This is a genomic window from Paenibacillus intestini (assembly GCF_030803945.1).
GTDB classification, from domain to species: Bacteria; Bacillota; Bacilli; order Paenibacillales; family Paenibacillaceae; genus Paenibacillus; species Paenibacillus polysaccharolyticus.
Map to the genome: position 1 here is coordinate 47,308 of NZ_JAURUN010000017.1, position 19,756 is coordinate 67,063.

The following is a 19,756-nucleotide window of genomic DNA, read 5'->3' on the forward strand; positions in this document are numbered from 1 at the left end:
ATCCTGCCTTTTTTCATTTATTGACAGAGTCGTGAACGTTGTGTACATTAGTTGTTAAACCGCTTGTGATTCGTTTCACCAGCGAACATAACGACATAGGTTAGTCCATGAAACAGCGCTTGACGCTGTCCCGATAAGGAGAGGATCACAGGTGGAAGCTCTGGCTTTAGAGCGCAAGGCTGAGATGAATCGTGAGCTGCGTGAGCGGCTGATGGAACTCAAGAAGGAACGTAATGCTATTATTCTTGCTCATTATTATCAACGTGATGAAGTACAGGAAGTCGCAGATTTCCGCGGAGACTCTTTCCTGCTGGCCCAGAAGGCAGCGCAAACAGATGCGGATGTTATTGTATTCTGTGGTGTTCATTTTATGGGTGAAAGCGCTAAAATTCTGGCTCCGGGCAAAACCGTTTTGATCCCTGATGAACGTGCCGGGTGCCCAATGGCAGACATGGTGAACGTGGACGGATTACGTAAGCTGAAGGCACAACACCCGAACGCCAAGGTAGTCACCTACATTAATTCCTCGGCTGAGATCAAAGCAGAAACAGATATTTGCTGTACATCAGCAAACGCTGTTCGTGTAATCCAGTCTGTGGATTCCGAAGAAATCATCTGGGTACCGGACAAAAACCTGGGGCATTATGTACAGCAGCACACAGACAAGAAGATGATCATCTGGGAAGGTTACTGCAATACACACGATATGCTCACGGTAAAAGATGTTGTTGAGATGAAGGCTAAATATCCGAATGCTGAGTTTGTGGTGCACCCCGAGTGTCGCCCTGAAGTTGTAGAAATGGGGGATTTTGTAGGCAGCACAACAGCCATTTTGGAATATTGCAAGAAATCCTCCACTAAGGAATTCATTGTCGGCACGGAGGATGGCACAGGATATCAGCTTCGCCTCGACAGTCCGGATAAACAGTTCCATTTTGCGACCAAGTTCCTGGTATGTCCGAACATGAAGGTGAACAACCTGAAGAAGCTGGTCAAATGCCTGGAGACGATGAAGCCTCAGATCTATGTCCCACCGGCTGTTGCTGATAAAGCCAGAGAATCACTAGAGCGCATGTTACTGGTGAAGTAACATGCGTTACTCTTGCTCCGAGACAGGTGAATAAGATGATACCGCAATATATATATGATTTTGACCTCTCTGCGCTGCCAATGGTGGAGACCGATGTACTGGTGATCGGTTCAGGCATTGCTGGTTTGTTTACCGCAATTAAGGCTAGCGAACAGCATCGTGTTCTGATGATTACGAAGAAGTCTTTACTTGAGAGTAACACCAGATATGCGCAGGGCGGGATTGCGGCTGTTATTGCTGAAGATGATTCTCCTGCGTACCACTTGCAAGATACTCTTGTTGCCGGAGCCGGTTTGTGTCGATCCGAGGCAGTTGAAGTATTGGTTAATGAGGGCCCGGACGGTGTCAGAGAACTGATCCGTCTGGGAACATTGTTCGATCTGGAGAACGGCGAGTTGGCGTTGACGCAGGAAGGTGCGCACAGCCACCGCCGTATTTTACATGCCAATGGGGATGCGACTGGATATGAGATCGTAAGGGCACTCGCTGTTGAGGTTCACGAGCATCCAGGCATTGACGTTTGGGATGAGCACTTTGTGGTGGATTTGATTACGGATCGAGGAGAATGTATCGGTGCTCTGATTCTGAAAGAAGACGGCTCAAAGGTGTTTGTCAAAGCAAAAGCAACAGTGCTCTGCTCAGGCGGTGCGGGACAGCTGTATCGTTATACGACGAATCCGGATGTAGCTACAGCTGATGGGGTAGCTATGGCATACCGTGCGGGGGCTATAGTTCGTGATATGGAATTCATCCAGTTTCACCCGACATCCTTATGTTACCCGGGAGCACCCCGCTTCCTGGTATCTGAAGCGGTACGCGGGGAAGGTGCTTGCCTCCGCAACGTGAAGGGTGAACGATTCATGGAGAAATATCATGCCCAGCTTGAACTGGCACCCCGTGATATTGTAGCTAGAGCGATTGTCAGCGAGATGGAACTGACGAATAGTACCTTTGTTTACCTCGACATTACCCATGAGCAGCCGGAGATGGTGAAGCATCGTTTTCCTACCATTTATGAAACTTGTATGCGTTACGGTCTCGACATGACTACAGATTGGATTCCGGTTGCACCTGCCGCGCATTATATGATGGGCGGAGTAAAGACGGACTTGAGTGGTGAGAGCAGTATCCCCCGTTTATTTGCCTGTGGCGAGGTATCCTCTACCGGCGTGCACGGAGCTAATCGACTAGCGAGCAATTCCTTATCTGAAGCGATTGTATTTGGACGCAGAATCGTGGATCGTATCCATGCGTTGCCGGCCATCGAAGAACCACTTGGAAGAGATGTGAAATCTCAGAGCATGGAGAATCAGAATATTAGCCGTGCAAAAGAACAGCAACATTCCAAGCCGGTATCGGAAAGACGTTTACGTCTGCAAAAGATGATGGTTCGTCAAGTGGGACTGCGAAGAAACGGAAAGAACTTGCAACAGGCAATGGATAAATTGCAACAGGAGTTGTCTTTTTTTGATCAAAGACTTACCCAAAGAGAAGAACTGGAGTATGCGAACCTTCTGACTTGTGCGTGGCTTGTAACCAGCGGAGCGCTGCACCGTGAGGAGAGCCGAGGAGCACATTACCGTGAGGACTTCCCTGCACGAGACGATATAATATGGCAGAAGCATAGTCTGCAGCAGCGAGAACAAGCGATTGTGGAGGAATGGATGTCATGATACTGAACGGATATAATGAGGAACTAATTGAGACGATCAAAGGCTGGCTGCGCGAGGATGTAGGTGCAGGGGATGTCACAACGAATGTGACCATTCCAGCAGGTAGTGAATCCAAGGCTGTGATTCATGCCAAAGATCATGGAGTCATAGTGGGCATGACGATTGCTGAGCTTGTTTTTCAAGTCGTAGATCCAGAGCTCCGTTATACGGCAAAGGTAAAAGACGGTGATACAGTCACTCCTGGCACCATATTGGCTGAAGTTGAAGGGAGTACACATTCGCTCCTGACTGGGGAACGGCTCGCACTTAATCTGTTACAGCGTATGTCCGGTGTTGCTACCCGAACACGTTCCTACGTAGATGCTCTTGATGGATTGAAGACCAGACTTGTCGATACGCGCAAAACAACACCAGGCCATCGCTTGCTGGAAAAGTATGCTGTACGTGTGGGGGGCGGAGCCAATCACCGGTTTGGACTGTATGATGCCGTTATGATCAAAGACAATCATATTAAAGGTGCAGGTAGCATTACAGAAGCTGTGCAGCGAGCACGGGCAGTTATTCCGCATACGATGACGATTGAAGTTGAAACGGAAAACATTGCTCAAGTACAGGAAGCCTTGCAAGCTGGGTCAGATATCATTATGCTGGATAACATGCGGCCTGATCGGATGCGAGAAGCAGTCGCTCTGATTCGTGAACAGGCTCCGCATGTGAAGATAGAAGCATCCGGCAATGTGTCACTTGAAACGATTCGAGGAATAGCGGAAACGGGTGTGGATGTAATTTCGGTTGGCAGGTTAACCTATTCTTTTGAGAGCCTGGATATCAGCCTGGATTTAAACGAAAAGAAAGAGGGGTGAACCTCCTTGATTCTAGTCGTAGACGTGGGCAATAGTAACATCGTGCTCGGGGTATATCAGGGCCGTGAACTGTTGCATCATTTTCGTCTGAGCACATCTCGTCAGTCCACAGTGGATGAATACGGCGTATTGATTTATAATTTATTTCATATGTCCGGTATTTCTGCCCGAGACATTGAGGGTGTCATTATTTCATCAGTGGTTCCGCCACTGGTGAGTGTCATCGAAACGATGTGTGTGAAATATGTGGGCAAAAAGCCATTGCTGGTTGGGCCCGGTATCAAGACCGGCCTGAATCTACGATATGAGAATCCGCGTGAAGTAGGGGCGGATCGGATCGTGAATGCTGTGGCGGCCGTGGAAAAATACGGCGGCCCGCTTGTGGTCGTTGATTTTGGTACAGCCACGACGTTCGACTGCATTGACGAGAAGGGCCATTACCTTGGCGGTGCGATTGTACCCGGTATTCACATTGCTACCGAAGCTCTTTACGAGCGAGCAGCGAAGCTACCGCGAATTGAGCTGGAGAAGCCGAAGAAGGTGATTGGGCGCAATACCGTGCATGCCATGCAGTCCGGCATCATCTATGGTTATGCTGGCCAAGTGGACGGCATCGTAGAACGAATTCGCGAAGAGATGAAGGCTGAACCTATGGTTATTGCCACAGGAGGTCTTGCTACTCTGATTGCAGAAGAAACCCGTAGCATTGAGAAAGTTGATCCACTGCTTACGCTTGAGGGGCTACGTGTCATCTACGAGCGGAACCGGGAAAGGTAGACATACAAAGGGCGGCATACAGCAGGCTGGGATTACAGCTTAAATGTTGAGCCGTTTTTTTCTGTTAGGATATTAAAATGACACGCCAAAGGAGGCTGAATGACTTGGAAAACAACAACAAACATGACCGGTTGATCCGTGGTACAGCGATGAATGGAAAGGTAAGAGCGTTTGCCGTTCAGACCACAGAACTGGTAGAAGAACTGCGTAGAAGACATGATACGTTTCCCACGGCTACAGCAGCTATGGGGCGTACAGTAACGACAGCAGCCATTATGGGTGCCATGCTTAAAGGTGATGAGAAACTAACTATACAAGTGAACGGAGATGGCCCAATAGGCCAGATCGTAGCGGACGCTAATGCCAAAGGTGAGGTGCGCGGTTATGTTTCCAATCCGCATGTACATCTGCCCAGCAATCGTTTTGGTAAATTGGATGTAGCTGGGGCGGTGGGTACAGAAGGTTTCATAAATATAACGAAGGATCTGGGACTGAAAGACCCGTACCGTGGTAGCATTCCGATTATCTCGGGCGAACTGGGCGAAGACTTTACTTATTATTTTGCTCAGTCAGAACAGACGCCTTCTGCTGTTGGAGTGGGTGTGCTGGTTGATACGGATAACTCGGTTATTGTTTCGGGCGGATTTATTATTCAGCTTCTCCCAGGCCTCACTGATCCCGAGATTACAGAAATCGAGAATGCCATTGGTGCACTGCCTCCGGTGACAACCTTGTTGAACGAAGGACTCGAGCTAGAGGAATTGTTGCGCCGTCTCCTGCCGGATGTGCAGGTCATGGGCGAACTGGATATTCGTTTTAGATGTAGTTGTTCTCGTGAACGTCTGGAACAAACCTTAATCAGTCTAGGCCAGTCCGAGCTGGAGCAATTAATTGAAGAAGAGGGGCAAGCTGAAGTGGTCTGCCAATTCTGTAATGAAGCGTATGATTTTAACAAAGAGCAGCTAGAGGCCATCCTAGAACAAGCCAAGAATTGATCGATGCGGGGACGGGATGAGGTATGACCAGACAGGAAAAAGGATTATGGACGGCGGTCGTTATTTTGACACTTGGCGTGCTCGTGATGGGTACATTCATGGCGATGCAGGTGCTTCATCAGGGGAAAGAAGATGCAGAGACACCTCATGATGCCAACAAGGAAGAGGGAAGTACGGTTGCAACGATTAACGGTGAAGTGATTACGGATAAAGATTGGACAGATGCATTAAAACGACGTTATGGCAGTGAAATCCTGCTGCAGATGTTGAATCGAAAAGCGGTTTATGCTGAAGCCCTTCAACGCAATTTGGTGGTTACTCCGAAAGAGATTGCAAGAGAAATGGCTGGAGCGATGGATGGGTATGATTCAGAGAAGTCATACTATGATGCCATGAAATCACAGCTTGGCCTGTCGAAGCAGGATCTCGAATTAGAGGCAGGTTACCGTCTACTGCTCGAAAAGATTGCTACCGCAGGTATCCAGGTGAAGGATGACGATATTCAAAAATACTGGGTAGAGCATCGAGAAGACTATATCACCCCTGAGAAATATGATCTGTCTATTATTGTGGTAAAAGAAAAGTCTGATTCAGAGGCTATATTGACGGAGCTTCGGAACGGGAAAGATTTCGAAGAAATGGCTCGTTCCGAATCAGAGGATAGTTACTCCCGAGATGCGGGAGGTAAACTAGGGTGGATTGATCAGAACGACCCTTTCCAACCTAAATCCATTTTGCAAAGGGCTGCCAATATGTCAATCGGTGATATTGCTGGTCCAGTGAAAGTTGAGGACGGTTATGCCATCATCAAACTGAATGACAAAGCCGAACGCCAGGAGCAGTCAGCAAAGGAAGTACATGAAGAGATTCGTATGGAGCTGGCCTTAAGTCAGGCTGATCCACTTCCGCAGGTAGAGCAGATGCTGCGCGATAAATACGAGGCTGTGATCATCTCCGAGATTCCTGCCTCCTGAAACGAAGATTGACAATTTTCCTGTCTTATAGAAGTTGCATCTTGATAAAAATACTTTGTCTACGGTCTCAGGGCCCAAGGCAAAGTATTTTTTTGAGTACTCATATTGACAATGGCGTGTAACGTTGATAAGATGAAAATAATCAAAACCTACTCGTTTACTCGGATATAAATACATCATGACATGAGATGCATGAATTCAAATGTTTTTTCAATGTAATAAAGAAACTTTCGGAAAACTCGGCGCTACCTACACCTGTTTGCGTGGTTCTTTATGCAGAAAGGATCGGATAACCACCGGATTTCCGCAGTTCTTCATAAACATCCAGAGGCTGACTTGCAGAAACCGCATAAGTTTACAGGAGTTAAGTACCATTTATACCATTAAGGAGGGCATTCATATGGCTAAAGTAGTTAATAACGTAACTGAACTCATCGGAGGTACTCCGCTTGTTCGTTTGAACAATATCGTACCTGAAGGTAGTGCTGAAGTATTGGTGAAGCTGGAATACCAGAACCCAGGATCAAGTGTTAAAGATCGGATCGCAGTTAGCATTGTTGAAGAAGCGGAAAAAGAAGGCAAGCTGAAACCGGGTGGTACGATCATTGAGGCAACAAGCGGTAACACGGGGATCGGCCTCGCGATGGTTGCTGCTGCTAAAGGCTACAAGTCTGTTATTGTAATGCCTGAGACGATGAGCTTGGAGCGTCGTAACCTGCTTCGTGCTTATGGTGCTGAGCTTGTACTTACACCTGGAGCAGAAGGAATGAATGGTGCAGTCAAAAAAGCCGAAGAGTTGTTGAAAGAAAACCCGTCCTACTTCATGGCGGAGCAGTTCAAAAACAAAGCAAATGTGAAGATTCACCGCGAAACGACTGGTCCTGAAATCGTTGAAGCGATCCAGTCTGTAGGCGGCACGCTTGATGCATTTGTTGCGGGCATCGGTACTGGCGGAACAATCACAGGTACAGGTGAAGTGTTGAAAGAAGCGTTCCCTGGAATCAAAATTGTGGCTGTAGAGCCGGCAGCATCACCAATTCTGGCTGGTGGCAAACCGGGTCCTCACAAAATTCAGGGAATTGGAGCAAACTTTATTCCTGAAATTTTGGATCAAGAAGTATATGACGAGATCATTCACATCGAGAATGATGATGCATTTGAAACGGCTCGTGCTGTTGCAAAAGAAGAGGGTATTCTGTCCGGTATTTCATCCGGTGCAGCGATTCGCGCAGGACTTCAAGTAGCCAAACAACTGGGTGCAGGTAAACGCGTTGTCGTTATCGTGCCAAGTAATGGCGAACGTTATCTGAGCACACCGCTTTACAATTTCGAGGCGTAATTCAGACATAGGACCTATCTTTTACCGGATAAGCTTAATGTTTCTGAACAGTTTATATCAATCCTTCCTGCCCTGACGGGTAGGGAGGATTTTTTGCGTAATGCTTTTAAAAGCAACGGCGCTTTAGTATACTATCAAACAATAAGAACTATATAAGTTGAACACTCGGTTGCACAACTTATATAGTGACACAGGAAAGGGCGGCGGGCCGCAGTGACACATCTGATGACAACATACGCCGACTGGGAAGCATGGGCTGGACAAGGCTGGACAATGTTACCATATATAACGAAGTCGGATGAGGGACCGTATCATGGTGGTTTACCGCTAACGTGGGAGGCAGCGTGGCAGCAAGCATCTCCTAACGCAATTGTGCTGGAGAATGGTAAAGGCGGAAGGTATACTTTCCTCGGCTTAAATCCGGTATCCATCGTTTCCGGCAAAGGACAGGAAGCCACAATTCATGACGTGTTCCAAGGAACAAGTCGAACAGATCAGGGCAATCCGCTGGATGTGCTAAAACGGTGGACATCACCTTACCGAGCACCCAAGGTTGACGGAGCACCAGATTTTGCAGGCGGTTGCGCCGGATACCTCAGCTATGATGTAGCCAGATCACTGGAGAAACTGCCAACGATTGCTGAGGATAATCCCACACTTCCAGATTACTGGTGGATGCGCTTTGAGGAAATATGGGCATACGACCATGAGCAGCAGGCTCTTTTCTGTATGGTGCATCTGGAAGTGAGTGCTGAACAGCAGGAACAGGCCAATCTACAGAGTCTCTATGCTGCGGCTGGGAAACGTGCGGTAGCCATGCAGCAACGCTGGCTTCATATCATGGGTTTCGCTCAGGCAGAGGAGCAACAGCAAGCGTTAGAGCTCCGTCACAGGCGGGTTCATCTTGCCCTACGCACAGAAGAATCCGAACGGGAAACAGAGGGATGGAGGACGTCCTTCCCACAAAAGGATTTTGAACAAGCTGTTCTTCAGGTACAGGAGTATATCAGGCAAGGCGATGTATTTCAGGTTAATCTGTCCCTGCGACATGAAAAGCAGCTCCAATCCAGTAGCGAGCATATCTATGAATGGCTGCGTATCGTGAACCCGTCACCCTATATGGGAATGCTTCGCAGTCCCGAATTCCAACTGGTCAGTGGATCGCCAGAATTGCTCGTCAAAGTGGAGAACGGCAAAGTGAGTGCGCGGCCCATCGCAGGAACACGAAGAAGAGGACGAGATGAAGCAGAGGATCAGGCGATGGCAGATGAGTTGCTTGGCAGTGAGAAGGAGCGAGCCGAGCATATTATGCTGGTTGATCTGGAGCGCAATGATATCGGGCGAATTGCTGCGTATGGATCGGTTCATGTTCCTGAATTAATGACAATCGAGAAATATTCGCATGTTATGCACCTGGTTTCACAGGTGGAAGGCAAGCTGGCGGAAGGATTAACTGTGTTTGATGTCATTGCCGCAACGTTTCCTGGCGGAACGATAACGGGTGCTCCGAAAGTACGCACGATGGAGATTATCGAAGAGCTTGAGCCAGTACGACGGGGGCCATATACAGGGTCAATCGGATGGATAGACTACAGTGGCAATATGGAGCTGAATATCGTTATACGCACTCTTGCGATTAAGGATGGGACGGGGTATGTGCAGGCTGGTGCAGGTATTGTCATTGATTCCGATCCATATCGCGAGTACAAGGAGTGTTCCAACAAGGCTAGAGCAATGATGCGAGCTGTGAACTACAGTGAACGAGTGGAGGCTGACACAGCGCAGGCATCAGCAGGAGAACCCCAACGCGAGCAGAAACACACGAACAGAACAGAATGAAGCAATGAAATGGAATAAGTTAAAATAAACAAGGCATCCGCCGTAATCTGCGGTGGAATATGAGGAGGAGCAGACCTATGATTCTGGTTATCGACAATTACGATTCCTTTACCTACAACCTGGTCCAATATCTGGGTGAATTGGGGGAGACGGTGGAAGTTCGCCGCAATGACGAGATTGATCTGGCAGGTATTGAAGCACTGGCACCGGATCATATTCTGATCTCTCCAGGTCCATGTACACCGAATGAAGCGGGGATCAGCTTGGCAGTTATCGAACATTTCAAAGGAAGCATACCCATCTTTGGCGTCTGTCTTGGACATCAGGCGATCGGGCAGGCGTTTGGAGGCAATGTCATTCGAGCGGATCGGATGATGCACGGCAAAACATCGGAGATGCATCACCAGGGTACATCGGTATTTACGGGGCTGCCTTCTCCGTTTACGGCAACTCGGTATCATTCATTGATCGTGGAACGTAGTAGTCTGCCGGATTGTCTGGAGATTACAGCGGAAACAGCTGAAGGAGAGATTATGGGTCTGCGTCACAAAACGTATGCGATTGAAGGGGTACAGTTCCACCCGGAATCCATCATTACAGATCATGGTCATCAGATGCTTCGCAATTTCCTAGCACAGCAAAAAGCGAACGTATAATATGCAATATGCCGCGATTAACGGGGAACTGGTTCAACTGGCGTCCGCTGTGGTTCCTGTAACGGATCACGGCTTTTTGTACGGACTGGGGCTGTTCGAGACCTTTCGAACATACCAAGGAGTACCCTACCTTCTGGAAAGGCATCTGGAGCGCATGGCTTCAGGCTGTGAAGAGTTGGGCATTCCTTTTACAGTGACAGCAGAGGAAGTCAAAGACTGGATATCCCGTCTGATGCAGGGAAACGAACTTAAGGATGCGTACGTGCGTTATACAGTATCTGCTGGTGAAGCGCCGCTTGGACTACCTTCGGGGAATTATACAGACCCCACACATATCGTACTGGCAAAATCATTACCTGACCCTTTTCCTACTCTGTATGAAAGGGGCAAAATGCTACAACGTCTATCTACACCTCGTAATACACCGGAAAGCCAAATCAGATTCAAGTCGCTTCATTACATGAACAGTATCTTGGCGAAACGTGAATTAAACAGTTATGGCGGGCAAGACCAGCGATTACTGAGCGCAGAAGGATTACAACTTACGCGCGACGATTATGTTGCGGAGGGCATTGTCAGCAATATATTTTGGGTGCGAGAGAAAGTTCTCTACACCCCTTCGTTGTCAACAGGCATTCTTCCAGGGATCACTAGAGCGGTAGTGATGGAGATTGCTGCAGATCAAGGCATCGCTTGCGTAGAGGTGCAGGCACTATGGGAAGATCTACAGCAAGCAGATGAAATTTTTCTGACGGGTTCCGTAGCCGAGCTCGTGCCGGTGACGACGTTGCGGGATCTGAGCGGCACTGAAACAGATATCAGCAATGGACGGATTGGTCCGGTAACGGCAGTACTGCTGCGTATGTACCGGGAGAAAGCGGGGTATACTTCATGACACTTACACCGGTCATCTATGAACGGAAATATGAATGGGGACCAGCTTCAATTACACTGGGCTCCCGAACGCAGATTATGGGCATTTTGAATGTCACGCCAGATTCGTTCTCAGATGGTGGGCGCTACAATAATGTGGAGCGGGCAGTAGCCCATGCGAAACAAATGATGGAGGACGGTGCGGATCTGATTGATATCGGTGGAGAATCCACCCGTCCAGGATCAGAGGTGGTTGGCGCAGATGAAGAACTTCATCGAATTATTCCGGTGATCGAAGCCTTGCGTGCAGAGGCGCCGCATATTCCGATCTCCGTGGATACATACAAGGCGGACGTTGCGCGCCAAGCCATTCTGGCAGGAGCCCATATCATCAACGATGTATGGGGGGCCAAGGCCGACCCGGATATGGCGCGGACTGCTGCTGAGCTGGGTTGCCCGATTATTCTGATGCATAACCAGCAGACAAGAGACTACACCGATTACCTGCTTGATGTTGTGCGTGATGTGCAGGACAGCGTGCGACTTGCACTTGCAGCGGGCGTAGAGGAGAGTCAGATTATACTGGACCCAGGGATTGGTTTTGTGAAGGACCTCTCGGAGAACCTGGAGTTGATGTCTTCTCTCGGTCTGTTAAACGAGTTGGGGTATCCCGTGCTGCTTGCTACATCCCGCAAAAGATTCATCCAGCACACGCTGGATGTAGGTGCTGACGATGCGCTGGAAGGTACGGCAGCAACGGTTGCATTTGGCATTGCCCAAGGCTGCCAGTTGGTACGGGTTCATGATGTGAAGCCAATCCGGCGGACGGCGGACATGTGTGATGCGATGTTATATCGTTCTCCGGGCTTACGGAGAAGATCGTAATAGAGGGCCTTCACGGCCCCTCATGTTGAAGCGAAGCGTTTTGATATAGAAAGTATTTGAATAGAAGGCAGGGGAACTTGATGGACAGAATGGTATTGCACCGCATGGAGTATTACGGGTATCACGGTGTGTTTGCAGAAGAACGAAAGCTAGGTCAGCGGTATTACATTGATCTGGAGATCGATATGGATCTGGGTGAGGCTGGGCGTAACGATGATCTGACCAAAACGATTAATTACGCAGAGATTCATGAGCTGGTGAAGCAGATCGTCGAAAATAAATCATTCCAGTTAATTGAAGCGTTGGGTGAACATATTGCATCTTCTTTACTAGACACTTATACTATTATCAATGCATTGACAGTCAAGGTGACGAAGCCGCACCCGCCATTTGATATTCATTTTGGAGGCGTAACGGTAGAGCTTCGCCGCTCAAGAAAGTGAGAACCGATCATGATTGCACATTCGACCTCTGAATCCTCAGAGGCTTATATTGCTTTAGGGGCTAATTTGGGTAATCGGGAGCAGACGCTGCTTGAAGCGTTAACGCTTCTGAATGAACATCCTCATATATCTGTGCTGCGCTGCTCTGCACTATATGAGACAGAGCCGGTAGGATATGTGGATCAGCCTGCGTTTTTGAATATGGCTGCTATGGTCAGTACAAATCTGACGCCGGAGCTTTTGCTCGCCGAATTGCTCAGTGTAGAGAATCAACTTGGACGGGTTAGGGATATTCGCTGGGGCCCGCGTACGGTGGATCTGGATCTGCTCTGGATGCATGGAGAGACGCGAGATACCGAACTGCTTCAACTGCCGCATCCCCGTATGGGAGAGCGGGCTTTTGTACTGGTGCCGCTGTCGGACATCGTACCGCAGAACGAGGCATCAGGTCTGCATACCTTTGTACACGCATCGTTGTCTGTACTGGATGGAAAGGATGGAATACAGCGTTGGAAAACATGCAATTGGCCAACCGAATCCGGGCGTTCCGGAAGCTGAAAGGGTTAACCCAGCATGAGCTTGCGGCCGAGACAGGTATATCTTTGGCTATTCTGGGGACGATTGAACGTGGAAATCGGAAAGTTACACCACAGGAACTAAGTAAGATAGCGGGTGTGCTCGCGATTAGTATCGAGGAATTACAAGGGAAATAATGAACGGCGGATAACGAAGAACGGATAAAGAGGTGAAACAGCAAGCATGCTTAAGATTGGTAATATTGAAATGAAGAATCAGGTTGTTCTTGCACCTATGGCTGGTGTGTGTAATCCTGCTTTTCGCCTGATCGCCAAAGAGTTTGGTACGGGCCTTGTCTGCGCTGAGATGGTGAGTGGTAAAGCCATTGTGCATGGCAACCAGCGGACACGCGAGATGTTATTTGTGGATGAACGTGAGAAACCGCTCAGTCTGCAGATTTGGGGAGGCGACCGGGAATCACTTGTCGAGGCAGCTAGAATCGTAGATAAGGAAACCAATGCAGATATCATTGATATTAACATGGGGTGTCCTGTTCCGAAGGTAACGAAGTGTGATGCAGGTGCACGCTGGTTGCTGGACCCGAACAAGATCTATGAGATGGTATCGGCTGTTGTAGAAGCTGTTGAGAAACCAGTCACCGTTAAAATGCGGATCGGTTGGGACAACGAACACATCTATGTGGTAGAGAACGCTCTTGCGGTGGAACGAGCTGGCGGAAGTGCTGTCAGCGTGCATGGACGGACAAGAGAACAACTCTACACAGGTACAGCGGATTGGTCACATATCAAAAATGTCAAAGAAGCAGTCTCTATTCCTGTCATCGGTAATGGCGACGTATCTTCACCGGAAGATGCACGCCGTATGCTCGATGAGACCGGCTGTGACGGAGTAATGATTGGGCGCGCTGCTTTGGGTAATCCATGGATGTTATATCGCACAATTCAGTACCTGAGTTCAGGCCAGCTTCCCCCTGACCCGAATGCGGAGGAGAAAATCCGCGTAGCTGTTTTGCATATGGATCGACTAATTGCACTCAAAAATGAGACAGTCGCTGTACGCGAAATGCGTAAACATCTGGCTTGGTACTTGAAGGGATTAAAAGGATCGGCCCGGATTAAGGATGTTATTATGGAAGGAACCAAGCGAGACGAAATGGTGGGCATTCTGGAGAACTTTGTGGAGCAGTTGAAAATGGAAGGAAATCTGGAGTCTGAACCGGTAATTGCGGGTAATGCCTCTTAATTAAGAGGTGTGTTGTAAAACGTTTACAGCCGCAGGGGATGTAACATTGACTTTTCGAGATCGTTCACCTATAATTTCTCAGTATAAATTCGCCATGTGCGTTTACTAAGTATAGTGCATCAGGAGGAATATTCTATTTCTCTGGAGAACTTCATATAGTTTTGAAGATGTATGCGGGCGGAGTTCTGTCATCAGCACTGATTCCGTTGCCGTACAATCAAATTATTCCCATGACAGGAGAATCGGTTGAGATGAGCGACAAGGAAGTTATCCTTACACCAGAAGGACTCAAGAAGCTGGAAGAAGAACTGGAAACACTGAAGTCAGTGAAGCGCCGCGAAGTGGCTGAACGGATCAAAGTAGCTATCGGCTATGGTGATATCAGCGAGAACTCCGAATACGAAGATGCGAAAAATGAGCAAGCTTTTATTGAAGGACGTATCATCACACTCGAGAAGCTGTTGCGTAACGCACGAATTATCAACAGCGACGAAATCGATACCGATTCCGTAAGTGTGGGTGCAACCGTAACTGTAGAGGATTTGGAATTCGGCGATATCACAGAATATACGATTGTAGGTACAGCGGAATCCAATCCGCTTCAGAACAAGATTTCCAATGAAAGTCCTGTAGGTAAAGCTATTTTGGGCAAGAAAAAAGGCACAGTGGTTGATGTAAGTGTGCCTGCTGGCGTAATTCAATATAAAATTGTAGATATTAAAAAGCTGTAGTAACGAAGCAGTCAGGCGTAGTAGACAAAAGCTTCCTTAGGGAAGCTTTTTTCAACATTACGGACAAGCCTCACGCACAGGCTGCAATGTAAATAAGGAGATGAATACAGATCATGACGGATGAAGTCTTGAATCAGGAAACCGAACTTAGCGAGCTGTTACAGATTCGCCGCGACAAATTGGACGAGCTCCGCAACTTGGGAATCGACCCTTTTGGCCAAAAATACGTACGTACCGAAGAAGCCGGCTCCATTCTGAAGAAGTATGAAGAACTGACCAAGGAAGAGCTGGAAGAGAAGCACATCGAAGTCAGTATTGCCGGACGGATTATGGCGAAGCGGGGCATGGGTAAAGCAAGCTTTGCACATATTCAGGACCTGAGCGGCCGAATCCAGATCTATGTTCGTCAGGATAGCGTACCTGAGGACAAGTTTGCGGCATTCAGCCTGCTTGATCTCGGGGATATCGTTGGGGTAACTGGCGTTGTCTTCAAAACCAAAACGGGTGAGACTTCCGTTAAAGTAAAAGACCTGGAAGTGTTGTCGAAATCTCTTTATCCACTCCCGGATAAATACCATGGTTTGACTGACGTTGAACTGCGTTATCGCCAGCGTTATGTAGACCTGATCATGAACCCTGATGTGCAGCAGACCTTCATTATGCGTTCCAAAATCATTCAATCCATGCGTCGTTACCTCGACTCCCATGGTTATCTGGAAGTGGAGACACCGACATTGCATACAATCGCAGGTGGTGCGGCGGCTCGTCCGTTTATTACTCATCACAATGCGCTTGATATGGAACTGTACATGCGGATCGCGATTGAACTTCACTTGAAACGTCTGATTGTCGGCGGTCTGGAAAAAGTATATGAGATTGGCCGCGTATACCGGAACGAAGGTATGTCTACACGTCACAATCCGGAATTTACGATGATTGAGTTGTATGAGGCTTATGCGGATTACAAGGATATCATGGCTTTAACTGAAAACCTGGTTGCTCACATCGCACAGGAAGTATTGGGTAAACAAGTTATCCAATATGGAGATCATGAAGTGAATCTTAAGCCGCAATGGCGCCGTGTGACCATGGTGGATGCGGTTAAGGAAGTTGTCGGTGTAGACTTCTCCGTTCATATGACGGATGAGGAAGCGCACAGCTTGGCGAAACAGCATAACGTAAAAGTTGAACCACATATGACATTTGGTCACATCCTGAACGCCTTCTTCGAAGAGTTTGTTGAAGAAACGTTGATTCAGCCAACGTTCATTATGGGACATCCGCTTGAAATCTCGCCACTGGCGAAGAAAAGCGATGCAGATCCACGTTTCACGGATCGCTTCGAGTTGTTTATCGTTGGACGTGAGCATGCCAATGCCTTCACCGAGCTGAATGATCCAATTGATCAGCGTCAGCGTTTTGAAGCTCAGATGTTGGAGAAAGAGCACGGTAATGATGAGGCTCATGAGATGGATGACGATTTCATCCGTGCACTTGAATATGGTATGCCACCAACAGGTGGTCTGGGAATCGGTATCGATCGTCTGATCATGTTGTTGACCAATTCACCGTCCATCCGTGACGTACTGCTCTTCCCGCATATGCGTCCACGTACACAAGAGTAAATAAGGAACGTATCTTTCGTTCATAATAGAAGAGGAACCTGCCACTTGCTTCAAGCTGGGGCAAGTTCCTCTTTGGGTTTACATAGGCAACTCATTCAGACGTGCTACGGGTCACAAGTTGCTCCTATTTTTATTTTGGTTAAAAGAGGTGCCCTTCATGAAGTTCAGGCTTCAGATCGCCAGGTTCATATCTCCTCCGTTAATATTGGTTGGAGGTTTCTTGCTAATTATCTCTATTGGGACCGTTTTGTTGATGTTGCCGTTTTCTAATCAGAGTGGCACACATCTAGCCTTTATTGATGCTTTATTCACAGCTACATCAGCGGCATGTGTGACTGGGCTAGTTGTGGTGGATGTAGGAATAACTTTCAATTTGTTTGGTCAGATTGTCATCATGATCCTAATGCAACTTGGCGGGCTCGGTTTCATGACCATGGCCACATTGTTTGCACTTGTGCTGGGCAAACGCATATCTCTTAAAGACAGGTTGCTACTGAAAGAGGCTATTAATGCGGACAGTATGGAGGGAATTGTACGGATTATCCGCAAGGTTCTGATCTTTTCATTCACTATTGAAGGGGTAGCTGCGGTCATTCTGGCTTTACGCTGGGCAACGGAGATGCCTTTTATGCAGGCCGTATACTACGGCATATTTCATTCCGTTTCCTTGTTTAACAATGGTGGGTTTGATCTGTTTGGCAACAGTTTTCAATATTATACCGGAGACTGGATTTTTAACATTACTGCTTCGATTCTCGTGATATCTGGTGGACTTGGTTTTGTTGTGTTGAATGACCTGTTTGAATATCGCAAACGCCGCCGGTTATCTTTGCAATCGAAATTGGTGCTGTCCGTGTCAGGTGCGTTGATCGGTATAGGTGCAATGGTGTTGTTTATTTTCGAATTCACCAACAGTCACACGCTTGGTTCACTAACTTGGAGCGAGAAGATCTACGCATCGTTCTTTCAGTCTGTCTCAACGCGTTCTTCCGGGACAAGTACGATTGACATTACGCAGATGCGACAAGCGACTCAGTTTTTCTTTATTTTGCTCATGTTTATTGGCGCTTCTCCAGGTTCGACAGGTGGAGGGATTAAAACAACCACGTTTCTGATCATGATTGGTGCTGTATATGCCATGATTCGGGGCAACAAGGACATTGTTTTTTTTCGTCAACGTGTACCTAAAGATCTGCTTATGAGAGCCCTGACGATCATTATGGTTTCCCTCAGTATCTTCATGATTGTAGTGATGCTGTTACTTACAACCGAAGATGCACCATTCCTTTCCCTCATGTTTGAGGCTGCATCTGCTATTGGTACGGTGGGGCTGTCGGTGGGCGTAACCCATGAGATGACCAATTGGGGCAAAATCATTATTACCTTCACCATGTTTGTTGGTCGGATTGGGCCGCTAACGATTGCGTATGCACTTCGTCCCCGTAAAGAGAAGAAATTGTATCGCCATCCAGAAGGCCGGATCATTATTGGATAAAACAAAAAACGCAGACATTCGATATCTACCCCTATGAGTAAAAATGGAGTGGCATTGAATGTACTGCGTTTTTTATGTTGCGCTCTAAGGACATAGAGAGGCCAGATGTAAGGTGAGAGCGTTGTCCATAAGTTGGCCGTTTATCTGATCGGGTCTAAGCACGGCATGGATAGCCAAGCCGTCAATGAGAGCATATAGTCTCTCGATCTCAAGTTCCTGATTTAGATCTGGTCTGAAGATGCCGAGCTTCACCAGCGAAGTAATAACGATCTCGACAGCTCGTCTAATATCATTATATACAGTGTCAGCCAGTTTCTTAAGTGCAGGATCCGTTTTGGATTTGGCAGTAAAAGCGTACCACACCTCCATTTCAGCCATTTTCTCATCCGTATTGGGTATGAATTCAAGCAGTAACTGTTTCATATGTTCCATCGGAGGCCCGTCGAAAGACATACTTTGAATCCGGGCAGTCACCCGTTCCGAAACCAAATTCATTGCATATAACAGAAGCTCCGATTGAGTGGAAAAATAGTGGCGCATGGATCCGACCGAGATTCCAGCTTCCTCAGCGATATTTCGAACAGAAGCTTGTTCCATACCATTTTTCCGGATAATACGCCAAGCGGCCTCGGCTACGAGCAAGCGCTGTTTGTCATGATCAACGATTTTAGGCATGTCATGATTATAACACCATTGATTATTATGGTACAAAAGTGTTAAATTAATTATAATACAGTCGTATTATATAAAAGGGGTGTAATTATGGTTGCTTATTTCATTATTGCCTGTGAGATTGCATTTTGGATATTTGTCGCGGCAGGGCTAAGTGTTCGGTATATGCTGGGTAAGAAGCGATTGGGATTGGCTTTGCTTGCCGCCACACCAATTGTTGATGTTTTGTTGCTCGTAGCTACTGTAGTAGATCTTCAACGCGGAGCAACAGCAAGTATGGTTCATGGTATAGCGGCTATCTATATTGGAGTAAGCATTGCTTTTGGACATCAAATGATCGCTTGGGCTGATGGTTACTTTCAATACTGGTTTAGAGGGGGAGAGAATCCTAGGCGGAATAAGTTATATGGAAGAGAACATGCAAGGAACGAGCGTATAGGGTGGGTCAGACATCTTTTGGCTTGGAGTATTGGAAGTGCGCTTTTGTATATTATGATATGGTGGATTGGTGATCCAGCTCGAACAGAGGTGTTTTCAGGTCTAATCCGAGTATGGGCAATAGTGCTGGGGATTGATCTCGTGATAAGTATTAGTTATAGCTTTTGGCCGAGGAAAGCTCCTGCTAAAAATATAGGTTAACGGTTCAGATTGTCTTATGAAATGATCAAGTTCTTGATAAAAGTGAAAAAAAGCTTGCAATCAAAAATCATACATGGTATATTCTAATTCCGGCCAAGAAAACACAGTTTACACGGTGCGGTAAGCCAATAAAAATAAGCTTCGAAAGAAACTTGAAAAAAGAGCTTGCAAAGTTGGTTCGGAAATGATATGATATAAAAGTTACTGAAGCGAATGAGTGACAGTGACTGAATATGTTTGATCTTTGAAAACTGAACAACGAGTGAGTATCGATCTTGCTTGCAAGATCAAAAATGAGATTTTTAATCTCGTGAGATTCAAAATGAGCTTATCGCTCTTTTCAATAACTTTATTGGAGAGTTTGATCCTGGCTCAGGACGAACGCTGGCGGCATGCCTAATACATGCA

At 47.3% G+C, this 19,756-nt stretch carries 20 protein-coding genes and 1 rRNA gene; 20 read left to right on the forward strand and 1 reads right to left on the reverse strand.

Features of this window, described 5'->3' with window-relative positions:
* Positions 1-151 precede the first annotated feature (151 nt).
* The 18 genes from nadA (at position 152) to J2T16_RS27160 (ending at position 18,037) form a co-directional block, all read left to right on the forward strand.
* Positions 152-1,090 (forward strand): quinolinate synthase NadA, encoded by a 939-nt coding sequence (gene nadA, locus J2T16_RS27075; protein WP_090924628.1) that lies wholly within the window; start codon positions 152-154, stop codon positions 1,088-1,090.
* A 35-nt stretch (positions 1,091-1,125) separates the two neighbouring features.
* Positions 1,126-2,763: an L-aspartate oxidase gene (gene nadB, locus J2T16_RS27080; protein ID WP_221788869.1), complete on the forward strand. Its 1,638-nt coding sequence runs from the start codon at positions 1,126-1,128 to the stop codon at positions 2,761-2,763.
* The gene (gene nadC / locus J2T16_RS27085) at positions 2,760-3,626 is read left to right on the forward strand and encodes a carboxylating nicotinate-nucleotide diphosphorylase (protein WP_221788857.1); all 867 of its coding nucleotides are present in this window, start codon (positions 2,760-2,762) and stop codon (positions 3,624-3,626) included. Before nadB ends, nadC begins: the two co-directional genes overlap by 4 nt.
* A gap of 6 nt (positions 3,627-3,632) precedes the next feature.
* Positions 3,633-4,403, forward strand: a complete 771-nt coding sequence (locus J2T16_RS27090) for a type III pantothenate kinase (RefSeq protein WP_090924631.1) — start codon at positions 3,633-3,635, stop codon at positions 4,401-4,403.
* 77 nt (positions 4,404-4,480) lie between these two features.
* Positions 4,481-5,398, forward strand: coding sequence for an Hsp33 family molecular chaperone HslO (hslO, locus tag J2T16_RS27095; protein WP_154892085.1), 918 nt, complete (start codon positions 4,481-4,483; stop codon positions 5,396-5,398).
* A gap of 23 nt (positions 5,399-5,421) precedes the next feature.
* Positions 5,422-6,372, forward strand: coding sequence for a peptidyl-prolyl cis-trans isomerase (locus tag J2T16_RS27100; protein ID WP_154892084.1), 951 nt, complete (start codon positions 5,422-5,424; stop codon positions 6,370-6,372).
* A gap of 400 nt (positions 6,373-6,772) precedes the next feature.
* A complete protein-coding gene (cysK, locus tag J2T16_RS27105; RefSeq protein ID WP_090924634.1) occupies positions 6,773-7,711 on the forward strand; it encodes a cysteine synthase A in 939 nt (312 codons plus the stop codon).
* Between the two features lie 225 nt (positions 7,712-7,936).
* Complete coding sequence (locus tag J2T16_RS27110; protein WP_154960454.1) at positions 7,937-9,550, forward strand: anthranilate synthase component I family protein; 1,614 nt, start codon at positions 7,937-7,939, stop codon at positions 9,548-9,550.
* Between the two features lie 77 nt (positions 9,551-9,627).
* Entirely contained in the window at positions 9,628-10,206 is a 579-nt protein-coding gene (gene pabA, locus J2T16_RS27115; RefSeq protein WP_090924635.1) for an aminodeoxychorismate/anthranilate synthase component II, read from the forward strand.
* 1 nt (position 10,207) lies between these two features.
* The gene (locus tag J2T16_RS27120; protein WP_336121453.1) at positions 10,208-11,101 is read left to right on the forward strand and encodes an aminotransferase class IV; all 894 of its coding nucleotides are present in this window, start codon (positions 10,208-10,210) and stop codon (positions 11,099-11,101) included.
* Complete coding sequence (folP, locus tag J2T16_RS27125; RefSeq protein ID WP_221788859.1) at positions 11,098-11,964, forward strand: dihydropteroate synthase; 867 nt, start codon at positions 11,098-11,100, stop codon at positions 11,962-11,964. The genes J2T16_RS27120 and folP overlap by 4 nt, the downstream gene beginning before the upstream one ends.
* An 80-nt stretch (positions 11,965-12,044) precedes the next feature.
* On the forward strand, positions 12,045-12,407 hold the full coding sequence (folB, locus tag J2T16_RS27130) for a dihydroneopterin aldolase (protein ID WP_090924638.1): 363 nt from the start codon (positions 12,045-12,047) through the stop codon (positions 12,405-12,407).
* A 9-nt stretch (positions 12,408-12,416) separates the two neighbouring features.
* Positions 12,417-12,965, forward strand: coding sequence for a 2-amino-4-hydroxy-6-hydroxymethyldihydropteridine diphosphokinase (gene folK / locus J2T16_RS27135; RefSeq protein WP_154892081.1), 549 nt, complete (start codon positions 12,417-12,419; stop codon positions 12,963-12,965).
* On the forward strand, positions 12,926-13,120 hold the full coding sequence (locus J2T16_RS27140) for a helix-turn-helix domain-containing protein (RefSeq protein WP_154892101.1): 195 nt from the start codon (positions 12,926-12,928) through the stop codon (positions 13,118-13,120). Before folK ends, J2T16_RS27140 begins: the two co-directional genes overlap by 40 nt.
* Positions 13,121-13,166: 46 nt before the next feature.
* Positions 13,167-14,186: a tRNA dihydrouridine synthase DusB gene (gene dusB, locus J2T16_RS27145; protein WP_090924641.1), complete on the forward strand. Its 1,020-nt coding sequence runs from the start codon at positions 13,167-13,169 to the stop codon at positions 14,184-14,186.
* Between the two features lie 251 nt (positions 14,187-14,437).
* Complete coding sequence (gene greA / locus J2T16_RS27150; protein WP_090924651.1) at positions 14,438-14,917, forward strand: transcription elongation factor GreA; 480 nt, start codon at positions 14,438-14,440, stop codon at positions 14,915-14,917.
* Positions 14,918-15,030: 113 nt separating this feature from the next.
* On the forward strand, positions 15,031-16,542 hold the full coding sequence (gene lysS, locus J2T16_RS27155) for a lysine--tRNA ligase (protein ID WP_090924642.1): 1,512 nt from the start codon (positions 15,031-15,033) through the stop codon (positions 16,540-16,542).
* A gap of 157 nt (positions 16,543-16,699) precedes the next feature.
* Positions 16,700-18,037: a TrkH family potassium uptake protein gene (locus tag J2T16_RS27160; RefSeq protein WP_221788860.1), complete on the forward strand. Its 1,338-nt coding sequence runs from the start codon at positions 16,700-16,702 to the stop codon at positions 18,035-18,037.
* Between the two features lie 84 nt (positions 18,038-18,121).
* On the opposite strand, the gene J2T16_RS27165 is transcribed toward J2T16_RS27160, so the two are convergent.
* Positions 18,122-18,712, reverse strand: a complete 591-nt coding sequence (locus tag J2T16_RS27165; RefSeq protein ID WP_221788861.1) for a TetR/AcrR family transcriptional regulator — start codon at positions 18,710-18,712, stop codon at positions 18,122-18,124.
* An 87-nt stretch (positions 18,713-18,799) separates the two neighbouring features.
* On the opposite strand from J2T16_RS27165, the gene J2T16_RS27170 reads away from it, so the two are divergent.
* The gene (locus J2T16_RS27170; RefSeq protein WP_221788862.1) at positions 18,800-19,348 is read left to right on the forward strand and encodes a hypothetical protein; all 549 of its coding nucleotides are present in this window, start codon (positions 18,800-18,802) and stop codon (positions 19,346-19,348) included.
* Between the two features lie 349 nt (positions 19,349-19,697).
* Positions 19,698-19,756, forward strand: a 16S ribosomal RNA gene (locus J2T16_RS27175); the annotation flags it as partial.

Coding starts and splice junctions, on each gene's coding strand:
- J2T16_RS27100 (WP_154892084.1), top strand. CDS start 5,422: ATGACCAGACAGGAAAAAGGATTATGGACGGCGGTCGTTATTTTGACA.
- folB (WP_090924638.1), top strand. CDS start 12,045: ATGGACAGAATGGTATTGCACCGCATGGAGTATTACGGGTATCACGGT.
- cysK (WP_090924634.1), top strand. CDS start 6,773: ATGGCTAAAGTAGTTAATAACGTAACTGAACTCATCGGAGGTACTCCG.
- J2T16_RS27160 (WP_221788860.1), top strand. CDS start 16,700: ATGAAGTTCAGGCTTCAGATCGCCAGGTTCATATCTCCTCCGTTAATA.
- J2T16_RS27165 (WP_221788861.1), bottom strand. CDS start 18,712: ATGCCTAAAATCGTTGATCATGACAAACAGCGCTTGCTCGTAGCCGAG.
- nadB (WP_221788869.1), top strand. CDS start 1,126: ATGATACCGCAATATATATATGATTTTGACCTCTCTGCGCTGCCAATG.
- J2T16_RS27120 (WP_336121453.1), top strand. CDS start 10,208: ATGCAATATGCCGCGATTAACGGGGAACTGGTTCAACTGGCGTCCGCT.
- dusB (WP_090924641.1), top strand. CDS start 13,167: ATGCTTAAGATTGGTAATATTGAAATGAAGAATCAGGTTGTTCTTGCA.
- lysS (WP_090924642.1), top strand. CDS start 15,031: ATGACGGATGAAGTCTTGAATCAGGAAACCGAACTTAGCGAGCTGTTA.
- greA (WP_090924651.1), top strand. CDS start 14,438: ATGAGCGACAAGGAAGTTATCCTTACACCAGAAGGACTCAAGAAGCTG.
- pabA (WP_090924635.1), top strand. CDS start 9,628: ATGATTCTGGTTATCGACAATTACGATTCCTTTACCTACAACCTGGTC.
- hslO (WP_154892085.1), top strand. CDS start 4,481: ATGACACGCCAAAGGAGGCTGAATGACTTGGAAAACAACAACAAACAT.
- J2T16_RS27140 (WP_154892101.1), top strand. CDS start 12,926: ATGCAATTGGCCAACCGAATCCGGGCGTTCCGGAAGCTGAAAGGGTTA.
- J2T16_RS27170 (WP_221788862.1), top strand. CDS start 18,800: ATGGTTGCTTATTTCATTATTGCCTGTGAGATTGCATTTTGGATATTT.
- folP (WP_221788859.1), top strand. CDS start 11,098: ATGACACTTACACCGGTCATCTATGAACGGAAATATGAATGGGGACCA.
- folK (WP_154892081.1), top strand. CDS start 12,417: ATGATTGCACATTCGACCTCTGAATCCTCAGAGGCTTATATTGCTTTA.
- nadC (WP_221788857.1), top strand. CDS start 2,760: ATGATACTGAACGGATATAATGAGGAACTAATTGAGACGATCAAAGGC.
- J2T16_RS27110 (WP_154960454.1), top strand. CDS start 7,937: ATGACAACATACGCCGACTGGGAAGCATGGGCTGGACAAGGCTGGACA.